The sequence below is a fragment of the Paenibacillus sp. PDC88 genome (assembly GCF_900106725.1).
Lineage (GTDB): Bacteria > Bacillota > Bacilli > Paenibacillales > Paenibacillaceae > Paenibacillus > Paenibacillus shunpengii.
On record NZ_FNNT01000002.1, the window covers coordinates 561,760 to 576,483 of the forward strand.

Sequence of the window (14,724 nt, forward strand, 5' to 3'; positions counted from 1 at the left end):
TACAGGTACAGGAGTGTTTACATCATGTTTGAATTAACGAACCAGACAGCTGTTGTTACAGGAAGCGGATCTATAAGAGGGATTGGGCGTACTATTGCAATGACCCTTGCAAAGCAGGGAGCAGCAGTCGTTGTGGCTGACCTTGATATGAATGGAGTTCAGGATACCGTTCGGGCCATTCAAGCTGCAGGTGGAGAAGCATTGGGTGTTGAGCTGAATGTTACCAGTGAAGATTCTGTAAAAGCGATGATGAATAAAGTGATGGAAGTTTACGGACGAATTGATATTCTTGTGAATAATGCAGGCATATCGCAGAAGGTAACTGTCGAAGAAATGAGTCTGGCAGATATGTCACGTGTCTTTAACGTAAATATGTTCGGATTATTCCTATGCTCACAGGCTGTACTCGAACCAATGAGAAAACAGAAATATGGACGGATTATCAGCTTGTCGTCCGTGTCCGCGAAACGAGGAGGCGGGGTCTTTGGAGGAGCTCATTACTCCGCATCCAAGGCAGCCGTACTCGGATTCTCCAAAAATTTAGCCCGTGAGGTGGCAAGCGACGGTATTACGGTCAATTGTGTCGCTCCAGGCCTAGTGAATACGGATATTTGGAAGTCGATGGAAGCGTCTGCTGCAGAGGCTGTAATCGCCGGAATTCCAGCTGGTCGACCGGGAGAAACGGAGGAAATTGCAGCAGCAATTGCTTTCTTAGCTTCCAAAGAAGCAGCTTACATTACGGGTGAGGAGATTGATATTAACGGCGGATCTCATATGGATTAATTTATTCATCATGATACAACAAGCACAAAAAAGAGGCATTCCTTATATGGAATACCTCTTTTTTGCTCAGTCTATTAGTAACCTCCAAATCCGCCCCATTTAAAGGATGCGGAAATGATAACCAAGAGAATAAACAGTACAAGAACAGCTCCGATTGTGTTATCGCCGCCATGGCCGTACCCAAAGCCTCCAACTAAACCGCTCACAGCAATTCCTCCTTTATATCAGGTTAAGAAAATTCTATGCTGGATTATTAGTAACCACCAAAATAGCCTTTACCAAAGGATGCAGCAATGATAACCAAGAGAATAAAGAGTACTAAAATAGCGCCGACCTTATTCCCACCGCCGTAACCACCCATACCGTAACCGCTGTAAGATTCAACAACTCCGCTCATCTCAATTCCTCCTTTAACCGAAGATAAGATAGGGTATGACAGAAAAATGGAATTGATCTAGACGAATGTGGAATTGTCGAATTACATTCCATCGTTTCGTTTTTGCAATAAAATGAATTATATATTCAAGAAGAACTCCTTGGGTATGTCTACACGGAAGGAAATGAAGAGCATGCTGAAGGCAGTGTGGAATATATTGCAGTAGCTGCTGCAGCTCGAATTCTACATTCTAAATACTTAAGAATTGTGAGTGAAGCCCATATTTATCCTGGAATCAGGAGGATATGGGCTTTTTTATGTTCTAGTTGTAATATACAGCTGCATTTATCCTAGTACATTTCGACTAAATCTTTCATTAGCTCGATACAAAATGTAGCGCTAATTTCCTGTTTTTCTATTTTAGATTCCGAGATTCTGAGTCGATCTGACAAAAAATCTATCCATTATACAGCATTCAACCAATGGTTGATTAGAATGGATGTCAAATAACTTCACCTAAGCAGTTTGCTATGTTCGATTTTATGCGAAAATAGCTCGAGTTTTATGTAAAAACAAGGTGTTTGACAACAATTCTACCATCATATAAGGCATATCAGGAAATTCTACAATGTTTTTAAGCGTGTTGAATTAAAATAGTTTTCGAAGAACGAACCGCGTTACTTCAAGCTACATAAGTAGAAGTTTATCGAAAAAGGAGACATGCGATGAGGAGAAGACATGAAGATTGATAGAGTATTGCAGAAACTTAGCTTACATTGAATCGTATAGGAGGAGTAGTATGCAGTCTAAGCCCATTCGACGCAGATTGATGTCATTATCGGTTGTCTCCACGTTATTCCTTTCCACAGTATTTCCCGCAGTAGTCTCCGGAGCAGAAGCAACGAATAGGAAGTTTGATCCTTCCATATTTAATGTAGACGAGAGTAATTTATTATCTAGTATTGAAGGTAAATCATTAAACTATAATCAGAAGCTAGAAGCAATGGAACGTTCGGGCGGCAGTACGAATTCCACTCCTAGATCAAAACCGGTACCGAACAGTGAACTATCCGGTCTTTCATCCTCTCAGAGTGCACCTCAAAATTTTGTTCCTGAATCCGACAGCACCAGTACAATCAGTGTAATTGTAGAACTATCCCAAGACCCCGTAGCCCTTCACGAATCCAAGGTAACTCAAGGCTTAAGCTCCTCAAGAAGCGACCAGCGTAGTCTGATTAAGAAGGAACAGCAATCTTTTGCTTCGGCAGCCAAACGACTTAATGCAACCATCAAGACAGACTACTCCGTCGTATTCAATGGGTATGCAGTCGACATAAGAGCGGATCAAGTAGAGTCTCTGCTGACATTACCTGGCGTTAAAGCGGTCTATCCAGATTCGGAGATGTTTGCAACACCACTGGACAGCATGACACCGAATATGGACGACAGTGCTCCAATGATAGGTTCTCAGCAATTCTGGGATATCGGATACGATGGCACCGGGATTAAAGTGGGTGTACTTGATACAGGAATTGATTATGACCATCCGTCTCTTCGAGATGCATACAAAGGTGGCTATGACTTCATCGATAATGATGACGATCCCTATGAAACACCACCAGATCCAAGAGATCCAGATGCCCAGACCGATCATGGTACCCATGTAGCCGGTACGATTGCGGGTCGAGGCAATCCATTAGACCCTGAAGGAGATACCGGTTGGGTTAAAGGGGTAGCTTACGGAGCAGATCTGTATGCTTACCGAGTACTGGGTCCAGGTGGATCAGGTCCAACATCAGGCGTTATCGAAGCAATAGAACAATCGGTATTAGATGATATGGATGTCATTAACCTATCTCTAGGCAGCAGCATCAACAATGAGATTGATCCTGCTTCTGTAGCCTTAAATAATGCAGCTCTCTCGGGAGTTGTCGCAGTTGTTGCTAACGGTAACGATGGTCCGGATGGATATACACTGGGTTCACCAGGTTCAGCTGAAATACCCATTTCAGTAGGTGCTTCTGCACCGGTGTTAAATCTACCTACAGTGACTGGAGAAGGATTGATTAAATCTTTCGGAAGTCTCATGACTTTCTCTCCCGACATTACTCCTTTAGAAGGACAAGCACTTGAGGTGGTATATGCAGGTCTGGGCACGACAGGCGACTTTGAGGATAAGGATTTAACAGGAAAAGTTGCACTCATTCAAAGAGGCGGCATATCCTTCACGGAGAAGTCTGTAAATGCTCAGGCTGCTGGGGCTGTAGCTGCACTCGTGTATAACAATGAGCCAAGAAACTTTGGAGGAACCTTAGGTGCTCCGGGTGACTACATTCCTACGTTAAGCCTCTCACTTGAAGATGGAGAAGCGCTTAAATCAAAAATCGAAGCAGCACCTGGTTATACCATTACATTAAATACAGAAATGAAACAGGATTATATCGGAGATTTCAGTTCCAGAGGTCCAAGTTTGCCAAACTATATAGTTAAGCCGGATATTTCGGCACCAGGAATCGCAATAAGATCCTCTGTACCTGCTTATGGTGGTGATTACACAGATGCTTATGCAGATTTTCAAGGGACAAGCATGGCCGCACCACATATTGCCGGGGCTGCTGCACTACTGCTCGATAAGGACGAGTCTTTAAGTCATTATGAAATCAAAGGACTCATGACGAATAACGCATTGAAGATTAATGACCTGTACGGCAATAGACACAAGCATAATGAACAAGGGGCGGGTCGTATTGATCTTGAAAGTACGCTTGAAGCCAAAGCAGTAGCGCTGGTTCAGGAGACGACGACAGCCGTAGAATCGAGAGAGGAAACACCATATGAAACCGGTCTTCTTAGCTTTGGGGTGCTTGGTGAAGGTGCTGAATCCTCCAGAACCGTTGATGTAAGTGATGTGATCGGTGAGTCTTCTTCCTACAGTGTATCAACACAATGGTATGGAGCAGAGCCAGGAACACTTACTGTAAGTGAGAATTCAATCTCCGTTCCTGCGAACGGTGAATCCTCTTTTGACGTGAGCATTGCAATGAATGCTGAAGTTCCAGAAGGCAATTATGACGGGGAGATTATTTTGACAGAAGCCGGCGGTCACCAGCTTCAAATCCCAGTAAACGTCTATGTAGGAGAGCCGGTGAAGAATCCTGAGGTAATTACAGAACTCGATCCGCAGTACTTCTCGCCAAACGGAGACTTTGTCAGCGATGTGACGGATGTCTATTATTATGCCAGCATAGACACGAACTATATATCACTTGATGTATATGATCTTTATACTGGTGATTGGGTTGGTGTAATTGATGAGGTCGAAGATGAAATCAGATCCGGTGAATATGTTGTTGAGAATTGGGATGGGACCGTAAGTGATTATGATCTGGAAACGGAAGATTCTGAGCTTGAACAGGGTGTCTACGCTGTGGTTCCATGGATTGAACTGAATGGTGAACTCGTAGGTTTGTTCGAACACGCATACCCATTTATTTTAGATGTTGAGGCTCCAACTTCCACACTTAGCGATCCTCAAATTACAGTTGAAGGAAATATCGGCACGATCTCTGGGCAAATTGGAGAAGATCTGATGATCGACGCGCTAGGGAGTTACTCGGGCATCGTGGTCGAAGCAGGTTATGTTGTGGACGGTGAATGGGAATATGTCGAAGGCACGATCTCTGGAAATGGTAAATTTGAAGTCGAAGTGCCCATCGTAGAAGGTCAGAATGAATTTGAAGTGTATGTGTATGATCTTGCGGGTAACGGATTCTTAACCCCTTCTTATATTGTCGAATATGAGAGTGACGGTGAAGAACCCGGAGAACCAACTCCAGGTGAAATCTCCTTAACGGTTGAACCTTCCGCCGATGAAGTTGGTGTCAATGAATCCTTCAATCTGGATATCGATTTCTCCGAAGTGGAGGATCTCTATTCCGCTCAGTTCAGCTTGACGTATGATGAAGATCTAGTAAAAGGTACAACAGCACCAAGCGTGGTTCTCGCAACTTATCAGGAAGAGCAGAATCCAGGTGTAACTCCATACGTTTATGAAGAAACAACGGCACTCGGTAATGGATTAGCGAAAACAGACTATGTCATTACGCTGGTTGGACTGGAGTCCGGTTACATCGGAGATGGTGCACTCGCATCATTTAACTTCGCTGGCTCAAGTGAAGGCGAGTATGATTTCGAGTTATCAAATATTCGTGCACTGAACAGTACTTCTGCAGATATTGCAGTGGGTGATGTAACCGGAGCGTCAGTCACGGTAACTAGTGATCCTTCACCTGGTCGATACTCCATTACAGGCAGCATTGATGCGGAAGCCTTCGCTGACAGTGTTGACTATAGCGAGACTTGGTACCAAGGTGCAGATGGAGTACACAAGGTTGTCGTTGAAGCGGTTGGTAGCAACGGTTCAGTAGCAGGTGTGGGTACGGTTCGTGCGGATGGTACTTACACGATTGAGGTTCCTGAAGGAACTTACACCGTTCGCGTTGTTGTTCCAGGTCACATTACAGAAACAGCAGGCGTAACCGTAGACGGCAGTGAAACGTTGAACTTTGGACCGCTGACAGCAGGTGACGTTAATAATGACGGTGCAGTGAATCTCGTGGATCTGCAGCTGACAGCCAAAGAGTTCGGCAAAACGAAAGGTTCCGCTTGGCCAAATGCTAAAGCCTCTGCAGCGGATATCAATCGTGACAGTGCAGTAGACCTGCTGGACATCTCATACATCATCGGCAACTACGAGCTGTAATTATTTGATCCTAGCAATATGTAAATTTCGAAAGAAACAGTAAGCTGGAGGGAGGACTATTAGTCCTCTCTCCTTACATAACAAGAAGACAGGAGCTGCACTCATGATGATGAAAACTCCGTTATCAAAGAAGTTAGCAACGATTCTACTGGCGAGTGGTCTGATCCTTAGCTCGTATCCTGCTGCCATGCTCGCTGCAGAATCCACAGCCGTTACTTCAGCCTCGAACAGCCAATCCGATCTTCCGATAGTTCGTCTCGTGCCCTCTTCATACCATGTCAAGACAGGAGATATTGTTGAAGTTGCAATTTGGCTGCAGGGTTTTACGGGAGACTACAGCAAAGTACAGGGCTATGAGGTTCACTTGAATTTTGATAAAGCACTGCTTGCGCCTGTCGAAGGAGAGAACAAGCTTACGCCAAGCGTTTTTAAGAAGACAAGTAATCCGATGAGCCTGCTTAATAAAGTGAATGCGTCAGGTACCGTACAAATTGCCGAGGCCATTACATCAAAGAATGCGAAGCTGTTTACGGGCTATGGAAAAGTAGGAACGGTGAAGTTTCGTGCATTGAAGGCGGGATCAGCCAAGTTAACCCAGTCCAAATCCATCATTATTCAGCCGAATAATCCTGGCATCAACATCATACATCGTGTGAACCATCCTACAATTACAATCTCAGGAAACGGATCGGGAACAGGTAAAGTAAATGAAGTCGTTGAGACTGTGGGGGATCAGGCTGAGAAAAAAGTAAGCCTGCCGACAAGTAAAGAAATCATCTCCGGGTTTAAAGATCAGTCGGCATTAACCAAAGTCAAATGGGCGGAGAACGCCATCATTCGTCTAGCTACAAGTGAAGTGCTTGTCGGTACGAACGAAGGCAACTTTGAACCGCTCCGTAATATGACTAGAGCTGAATTCGCCAAAGCGGTTGTAACTGCACTTCAGCTTGATATGGCTCAGACGATGGCACCCTCATTCTCGGATATCCAAACGACCGATTGGTATTATGATTATGTGGAAACCGCTGCGAGTTACGGTCTGATTCAAGGTTCCAAGGATAAGAGCGGGGCGCTGACGTTCAAGCCGAACGCTCCCATTACAAGAGCAGAATTAGCTGCGATCCTATCCAGGCATCTCACGACAGGGACAAGTGAGTCGACCGTTAAAGCGGCACCATTTACTGACATTCAGAATCACTGGGCCCAATCGGCCATCTCTTATCTGTACAATAACCAGTTGATTCAAGGCAAATCTCAGTCTAAATTCGCACCAAATGATATGGCGAATCGTGCTGAGGTCAGCGTCATGCTGAATCGAATTCAGGAGTGGACCTACTAAAGGTTCTGCTCCCGAAGTTTCATAGGATCATCGTCTGCTTCCTTTTGCTCAGGAGCAGACGTTTTTTTGTAACCAATAAATTTCCGTGTTACGATATGTGATGGGCTAGTAGTAAGCACGGCAAAATCAGCCCCAAATTTACATATTTAGATGGAGGTATCAGGAGTGAGCCAGCAATTAAGTCAATTTGAACCCATGTATCGTTACATCGAACAGAAAGTGCAGGCTGGAGCATGGCCATCTGCTGTACTTGGCATCACAGATAAAGAGTATTCCATTGATCTACGGTCTTATGGCATGCATGATCATGGAAGAAATATAGACGGTACAAGCACTTATCCGGTATTCTCCATTACGAAGCCTATGTTTGGATTAGCTATTATGCAATTATGGGAGCAGGGTTTACTTCATCCCTCCCAGCTTATATCTGAGCTGCTCCCTGAGTTCGGTGAGCAGGGGAAAGACAAGCTTGCCCTATGGCATTTGCTGACCCATACGTCAGGGCTGGATGAGTCCTATATGGCAAGGTGGGCACAAGGCAAGCTCGAAGCAGACGGTATGAATCATGCCAAGATCTTTACTTCTCTCGTATCCAGTACCTTGACAGCTGCTCCCGGTACGGCAGTAAGCTACAACAATATTGCATTTACCGTGCTTGCGGAGATCATCGAGCGTGTCAGCGGTATGACCTATGAAGACTATCTGAAGACACATATTTTTGATCCGCTGGGCATGAAGGATACCAGCTTTGGTGAACCAGGGGCAGATCAGTCCCGGATGGCACCTATAGGAAGCTTTGAAGCGATAGCGGGGCGAATGGACCAGCTGATGAGTGCTAAGCTGCCCTTTGGCGGCTTGATTAGTACAGCGGATGATCTGATGATCTTCGCGAAAGCCATGCTGAATGAAACGAAGTATGCGGAAGACAAGCGTCTTCTACAGCCGCTGACATTCAGGCAGATGGTTACACCGCAGACGCTTCATATTGACGAGGTCGAATCGGATTACGGATTTGTATGGAAAATGCCGGTACGTCACAAAGGGTACATCGAACGAGATATTTTTGGTCATAACGGCATAGGCGGCTGTATGGTCTGGATGTATCCGAAGCAAGGATATGCATTTGTGCTGATGACGGCGCAGCTGGCCAAAACGGTGGACAATATTCATGTGCATAATGTGTTTGCTTCTTGTCTTTCATAGAAAGTTTACTTTATTATGAAGTTATGATGTTATAAAGAAGCTAGAGTTAAACCAAAGCAGTCCGTTGTGGACTGCTTTGTTCTATCCTAATCTAGTAATAAGGGGGAATGATTGTGAAAGTAAATGTCGTCAATTATAACGAGTATTGGATTGAACTTTTTGAAGTAGAAGCAAAGAATCTGAAGGTCATATTGGGTGATCAACAGGTAGACATCCATCATATAGGCAGTACCTCAGTTCCTGGATTACGTGCCAAACCAATTATCGATATCATGCCTGTCGTGCACCGAATTGATCTTGTCGATACATATAATCCACAGATGGAGCGGCTAGGCTATGAATGTATGGGCGAGTTCGGAATGCCAGGTCGAAGATACTTTAGAAAAGGTGGGGATGATCGTACGCACCAAATTCATATTTTTGAAGCCGGTGATGTCAATGTAGCTCGTCACCTCGCATTTCGGGATTACTTGAGAACACATCCAGAAGATGCTGCGAAATATGCTTCATTAAAAACGGAATTAGCACAAAAATTTCCTAACGACATACAGTCCTATTCCTATGGGAAGGATGCATTGGTCAAAGAAATTGAAGCAAAAGCTCTTACTTGGTACGAGGGACAAAAATCTTAATCGGATAGGGTATAAAATGTAACCGTTTACCAAATGGTTAGTTTCGATTAGAATATAGCTTATAATCATTTTGAATACGCTTCATAATTGTGAAGCGCTTATGAATGAATAGAGGCTCTGTAAGCCTGTATCACCAAATCATTTGTATCTGCATAAAGCTATAGACATAAAAGACAGACGAAGGGTGATGGATGTGAGGGTACATGAATTCATCGTGCAATCTGATTATGACCAGCAGGAACTCATTCAAATTTCGAATCTGGCATCAAGCTTTATCTCACAAATTATCATCACGTACACAGACCCTAATGACAACGAGCATGTGATAGATGTGAAGAGTCTGCTTGGTATGATCCTGCAGCCCATTCACGCGGGGACGAGGATTCGCTTGTCTACGAGAGGGAAGGATGAGCTCGAGGCGCTGGAAACGTTGATTGATTGCTTTAGCAGAGTACAAGGATTGGAAGCGGAGCATTAGCTTCATATTGGATTTATATAACATAAAAAGGGCTGACGGATATCCGTCAGCCCTTTTTTTATTGAATACGTGATAATACTCTTGATCTATTATTGCTCTAACAACTCCACGACCGTATCTTTGAGTGTGTCTTTATCCCCGACATTACCAGGGAAGATGATATAAGGAATGTGAGGGAACTTGCTCTCTTCACCTGTAATCCACACCGGAACGCCGGGTTTGATCTGACCAGCAACGGTAGCACGCCGCACCTCGAGTCCCTTGGTCCCGATATCGCTCGAAGTAATACCGCCCTTGGCTACGATAAAGCGCGGACGCACCTTGAGCTGCTGGACGATACTTGTTACGGCATCGGATATTTTTACAGACTGCTTCAATTCCTCATTCTTCAAGCCTTCACCGAGATCCAGCCGTTCACGGCGAGTATATACGGTACAGGTCTTGCCTGATGCAATGGCTTGCTCGGCTTCCAAGATGACCCGTTTTGTTTCAGCTGCAAATGCGGTGTCATCGGTAACGAGATGTACATCAAATTCGATAAATGCGATATCCGCCATTGTTTTTAGTTGTTCAAGCTGTTCTGTCGTCTTTTGAACATGTGAACCGACCAGAATCAGCCCGCCTTCATTAGAAGGGGAGGGGATTAGCTCTTCCCTGCTTAGCAGCGGCTTGTCGCTGATTCCTCCAATGACCTTGGTGAAGGAGGCTGCTGTACGGAACATGAAATTTTTCCCGCTGCGGATGGCACGGATCAGCGCTATTGTAAAGACCTTCACATCTACATCGTCAACGGCGTTAACCACAACTTTGTTAAAGTGCTGGACCTGCATAAGCTGCTCTACAATCGTATCAATATCCATAGAGCGAAGTGTATCTAGAGCAATGTAAGTGGTGTTCTTGGCCAGATAAGCACCCTCAGATTTCTCCTCAACCCAATCCCCCAGATGGGAGCTGGTATAACCAAAGGTTCGATCCTTGGCAAATTCAGTTTCGCCAGCAGGAACTAGCTTCTCACCATACTGTACATAGTGAACGTTGTCGATCGTATAACGTCCCCCTGCCTTGAAATAAGGAAGAATAACTTCCCCATCAAATGTGGAGCCTGACTCTGCTTGAATCGTATCCTTCAGTGTATCTGTTTCCAGCGGATAATGGCCCCGTAATGTGGAATCACCTCGGCTGATGATGAGAAAAGGCTTGTTAAGCTCTTTAGAAGCCGCAACGGCATTGCGGGCAATTTCCTTGTGAGCCTCTTCTGATTCAGTGGCCACCATGGCACGGGAATTCGTCAGGATGAAGAACATGGACTGCTCCTCGCGAAAACCACTCAGCATGGTGGACAAAGACCAGTCCGTGTATACAGATATGCCGTGTACGGTCTGCACTCCTGTCGGATCATCATCCAAAACGATAATTTTTCGGCCCAGCTCCTTAATTTCTATGGACAGAAGCTGCTGCACCATCTCATGATCTAGTGAAGGGAGCTGGTCTAATATTTTCGCAGCATCTCGTTTCTCTGTAGTTCCACTCATCGTATCCACACCTTATCTATATATTGTAATTATGGTATTGATTAAATTCCCGGCAGAATTCCGCTGAACAAGCTTAATACATAGACTGTCGCAAGCGCTGTCAATCCTGCGATAAATCCACCCAGTGTCCATACCTTCAGAGTCTGGGTAACCGTCAGCTTACCAAACCGGTTAACAACCCAGAATCCGGAATCATTCGGAAGGGACAAGCCGATACCCCCGGCACAGATGGCCAGTCCAAGCAGGATCGGAGATACACCAAGATCCGCAACGAGCGGTCCCATAATGCTTGATGTAGTAACAAGGGCAACAGTTGAAGAACCTAAGGATGCTCTCAGAATTTGTGTGAATATGAATGCCAGCAGCAGCACAGGTATGCTCCAGCTCTGCATCGTCGTAATCAGATAGTCACCAATTCCGCTGTGATTAATGACAGCACCGAACGCGCCGCCGGCACCGGTAATCAGAATGATCATACCGCCCGTTGCGATGGCTTCGGTGTACAATTTGCCTGAATCTTCTGCAATATAAGGGCGAAGCAGGACAATAGCAGCTAATACACTGATCAGCAAGGCAACGTTCTTGTCTCCCAGAAATCCGAACAATGTTTCAATGAATGTCCCAGGAAACAGCATCTGTGAAATTGTGTTGGCAAGGATCAGGATGATCGGAAGGGAGAGCATGCCGAAGGACATCGCAGTGCTGATTTCCTTACGCGGCAGTTGTTTAACTTCTTCCTCAACGGATTCAACTTCATCTTCCGTCTTGATTCGCTTTCCTATGAACAATCCATAGATGTATCCCCCAACAAGAGTAGCCGGAATCGCTACGATAATGCCGTACAGAATAAATAGTCCTAAATCCGAGCCTGTATTCTCAGCAACAACCATCGGACCTGGCGTTGGCGCAATCATATTATGCGCGGTAATTAGTCCGACTCCGAGAGCGGTTACAAAGGTAACGATTGAGATACCTGTTCGTGAAGCAAGACTCTTAAGCAGTCCGCTCAAAATGACAAATGCAGCGTCAAAATAGACGGGAATCGACACCACGGTACCGGACAGTGCCAGTCCTGCCGGCGATTTTTTGATGCCGAATATTTTCAGCATGGAGCTGGCAATTTTCTCAACGGCACCGGATGCCCCCAGAAATTGACCGAAAATCACACCAAGACCGATTAATATACCGACCCCGGTCAGTGTGCTTCCGAAGCCGGAGGTAACAACGCCGGGAATCTCCTTCATAGGGATGCCAATGGCAATCGCTGTGGCAAATGCAGTGAAGGCGAGAGCCAGGAACGGCTCAACCTTCCACTTGATAATTAGAAGAAACAGAAATACTAATGCAATCAGAAAAACGACGATCAGCATTGGTCCTGTCAACATGTTGTTTCCACCTTTACTAGAAGATTAGGATTATTGCTGCGCTTTGCGGACTTCTATACCAGCCAGCTTCTCATAATATTGCACAATGCCCCCATGATCATCAGCTTGTTTTCCTTCATTTTTCAGGGACTCGAATATATGCTTCACGTGTTCAGTAAGAGGGAGTGACATCTCATATGCATCTGCTGTCTCCATGACATTGGTCAGATCCTTCAAATTAATGTCGACACGTCCTCCGGCTTTGAAGTTGCGTTCGATAATCATGGGAAGCTTGGCATCCAATACAGCGCTTCCAGCCAGTCCGCCGCGAATGGCGTGATACATTTTCTCGATGTCAATCCCGGCCTTGGCTGCCAGTACTAGAGCCTCTGACATCGCGGCGATGTTTACGTTTACCATAATTTGATTCGCCAGCTTGGCTGTTGCTCCACTGCCGCTCGGACCAACCCAGGTAATATCCTTACCCATGCAACCCAGAATGGGCTTAACTTGATTAAATGCGTTTTCATTTCCACCCGCCATAACAGACAGGGTTCCGTCGATCGCTTTAGGTTCTCCACCGCTGACAGGTGCATCCAGCATTTCGATCCCTTGCTTCTTCAAAGCCTCGGCAATTTCAGTTGCCGCAACCGGTGAAATGGAGCTCATATCAACGACGATCGAGCCTTCCTTCGCTCCATGGATGATGCCTTCTTCACCCAAAATAACACTTTTAACAATCGCATTGTTAGGAAGCATGGTGATGATGATATCGCTTTCAATTGCAACCTGCTTAGGAGTGTCGCCCGTGTCTGCCCCAAGTGCCTTCAACTCTTCCACAGCCGAACGGTTTAAGTCATTGACGATTATGCTGTATCCCTTCTTTAAGAGATTCGCTGCCATCGGCTTACCCATAATTCCTAGTCCTATGAAGCCAATTCTCATGATGAAATCCTCCTTGTATGATCATTTGACCATCATTGTGTAATTTTGTTTTGGTCTTAAGATTTCGTTATTTCAAATGTATTGTACACAAAAAGTTCAAATTTGTACACATTAAATAAAAAATTGTATACAAAAATAATTAAAATGAATACAAAACATCATTGACCTTCTGCTTTATTTTGGTGATTTTGCTTTTATTAGAACGGATTTTCCCCTATAATGAAGGTCAGATTCCCATTTATAGAGGGTTTTAAGAGGATGAAAAGGATGAGAACAACATATGGCAAAGCAAGGTTTACAAGCGGCGTACCTCCATTGCTATGAGCAAATTAGAGACAAAATCTTAAACGGGGATCTGCCTGCTGGTACAAAGCTCGTGGAGGAGAGACTGGCAGAAGAGATGGGAGTCAGCCGTACGCCGGTCAGAGAATCCATTCGGAAGCTGGAGCAAGAGGGACTGATTAAACGCAAGCGAGTCGTTAGTCCGACGGATGAGGACCTGCGGCATATTTTTGAAGTGCGGATCCTGCTTGAGGGATATTCAGCTCGATGTGCAGCGATATATATGGACGAGGCTTCCCAGAATCAACTTCAGCATTGTATTGATATGGCACAGCACGGTAAGGTGGAGGAGACGATGGAAGCGAACAAGCTGTTCCATGATATCATTGTCAAGGCAAGCCGCAACCCTGAGCTGGTTAACATTATTGAACGCATGCAGTCCATCATTTACTTATTCCGCAAAGCAGTCGTCCACTACAAGCGTCCTTTTTTGATCGAGGAGCACCAGCAAATTCTGGATGCCATTAAGGCACATAATGGGGAAGAGGCCGAGCGGCTGATGAAGATTCATCTTGAGTCTGATCTTAATTTCTATCTGCATTTAAGCAAAGATTGAAGAAGCTGCTATCCACATATTAACATCACGATGCTCAGAACATGAGCACATAAAGCTATTATTAAAAGACAGACGAAGGGTGATGGATGTGAGGGTACATGAATTCATCGTGCAGTCTGATTATGACCAGCAGGAACTCATTCAAATTTCGAATCTGGCATCAAGCTTTGTCATCCTGCAGCCCATTCACGCGGGGACGAGGATTCGCTTGTCTACGAGAGGGAAGGATGAGCTCGAGGCGCTGGAAACGTTGATTGATTGCTTTAGCAGAGTACAAGGATTGGAAGCGGAGCATTAGCTTCATATCGGTTTTTATATCATACAAAGAAAATGACCTGGAAACACGATTTCCAGGTCTTTTTGCTGTGCTCGCTGCCCTAATTAAGCACTTGTCTATGGTTCGGAAAAAGAC

Annotated in this window: 13 protein-coding genes; 8 read left to right on the forward strand and 5 right to left on the reverse strand. The window is 45.1% G+C overall.

Annotation, left to right across the window (positions count from 1 at the left end; genetic code table 11):
* The first annotated feature begins 24 nt into the window (after positions 1 to 24).
* Complete coding sequence (locus BLW49_RS09175) at positions 25 to 783, forward strand: SDR family NAD(P)-dependent oxidoreductase (RefSeq protein ID WP_076313581.1); 759 nt, start codon at positions 25 to 27, stop codon at positions 781 to 783.
* A 74-nt stretch (positions 784 to 857) separates the two neighbouring features.
* Here BLW49_RS09175 and BLW49_RS28515 read toward each other — a convergent pair whose 3' ends face one another.
* Positions 858 to 989, reverse strand: coding sequence for a sporulation protein YjcZ (locus BLW49_RS28515; RefSeq protein ID WP_143042098.1), 132 nt, complete (start codon positions 987 to 989; stop codon positions 858 to 860).
* 47 nt (positions 990 to 1,036) lie between these two features.
* Positions 1,037 to 1,180, reverse strand: a complete 144-nt coding sequence (locus tag BLW49_RS28760) for a hypothetical protein (protein WP_177178688.1) — start codon at positions 1,178 to 1,180, stop codon at positions 1,037 to 1,039.
* Between the two features lie 778 nt (positions 1,181 to 1,958).
* Between BLW49_RS28760 and BLW49_RS09180 the strand changes: the two genes are divergently transcribed.
* From BLW49_RS09180 to BLW49_RS09200, 5 genes are all read left to right on the forward strand, one after another.
* A complete protein-coding gene (locus BLW49_RS09180; protein ID WP_090724195.1) occupies positions 1,959 to 5,921 on the forward strand; it encodes a S8 family serine peptidase in 3,963 nt (1,320 codons plus the stop codon).
* Positions 5,922 to 6,024: 103 nt separating this feature from the next.
* Positions 6,025 to 7,260, forward strand: coding sequence for an S-layer homology domain-containing protein (locus BLW49_RS09185; RefSeq protein ID WP_090724197.1), 1,236 nt, complete (start codon positions 6,025 to 6,027; stop codon positions 7,258 to 7,260).
* Between the two features lie 165 nt (positions 7,261 to 7,425).
* Positions 7,426 to 8,463 (forward strand): serine hydrolase domain-containing protein, encoded by a 1,038-nt coding sequence (locus tag BLW49_RS09190; protein WP_177178689.1) that lies wholly within the window; start codon positions 7,426 to 7,428, stop codon positions 8,461 to 8,463.
* A gap of 107 nt (positions 8,464 to 8,570) precedes the next feature.
* Positions 8,571 to 9,095, forward strand: a complete 525-nt coding sequence (locus BLW49_RS09195; protein ID WP_177178690.1) for a GrpB family protein — start codon at positions 8,571 to 8,573, stop codon at positions 9,093 to 9,095.
* Positions 9,096 to 9,288: 193 nt separating this feature from the next.
* Positions 9,289 to 9,573, forward strand: coding sequence for an HPr family phosphocarrier protein (locus BLW49_RS09200; protein ID WP_090724533.1), 285 nt, complete (start codon positions 9,289 to 9,291; stop codon positions 9,571 to 9,573).
* Between the two features lie 89 nt (positions 9,574 to 9,662).
* Here BLW49_RS09200 and BLW49_RS09205 read toward each other — a convergent pair whose 3' ends face one another.
* From BLW49_RS09205 to garR, 3 genes are read right to left on the reverse strand one after another with little or no spacing between them, the layout of a single operon-like run.
* A complete protein-coding gene (locus BLW49_RS09205) occupies positions 9,663 to 11,105 on the reverse strand; it encodes a four-carbon acid sugar kinase family protein (RefSeq protein ID WP_090724202.1) in 1,443 nt (480 codons plus the stop codon).
* A gap of 41 nt (positions 11,106 to 11,146) precedes the next feature.
* Positions 11,147 to 12,490 carry a GntP family permease gene (locus BLW49_RS09210; RefSeq protein WP_090724203.1) on the reverse strand — a complete coding sequence of 448 codons (1,344 nt, stop codon included), beginning with the start codon at positions 12,488 to 12,490 and terminating at the stop codon, positions 11,147 to 11,149.
* Positions 12,491 to 12,520: 30 nt separating this feature from the next.
* Positions 12,521 to 13,414, reverse strand: a complete 894-nt coding sequence (gene garR, locus BLW49_RS09215; RefSeq protein ID WP_090724205.1) for a 2-hydroxy-3-oxopropionate reductase — start codon at positions 13,412 to 13,414, stop codon at positions 12,521 to 12,523.
* Positions 13,415 to 13,694: 280 nt separating this feature from the next.
* On the opposite strand from garR, the gene BLW49_RS09220 reads away from it, so the two are divergent.
* Together BLW49_RS09220 and BLW49_RS09225 are read left to right on the forward strand one after the other, a co-directional pair.
* The gene (locus BLW49_RS09220; RefSeq protein ID WP_090724206.1) at positions 13,695 to 14,312 is read left to right on the forward strand and encodes a GntR family transcriptional regulator; all 618 of its coding nucleotides are present in this window, start codon (positions 13,695 to 13,697) and stop codon (positions 14,310 to 14,312) included.
* 88 nt (positions 14,313 to 14,400) lie between these two features.
* Positions 14,401 to 14,610, forward strand: a complete 210-nt coding sequence (locus tag BLW49_RS09225) for a hypothetical protein (protein WP_143042099.1) — start codon at positions 14,401 to 14,403, stop codon at positions 14,608 to 14,610.
* The last annotated feature ends 114 nt before the right edge of the window (positions 14,611 to 14,724 follow it).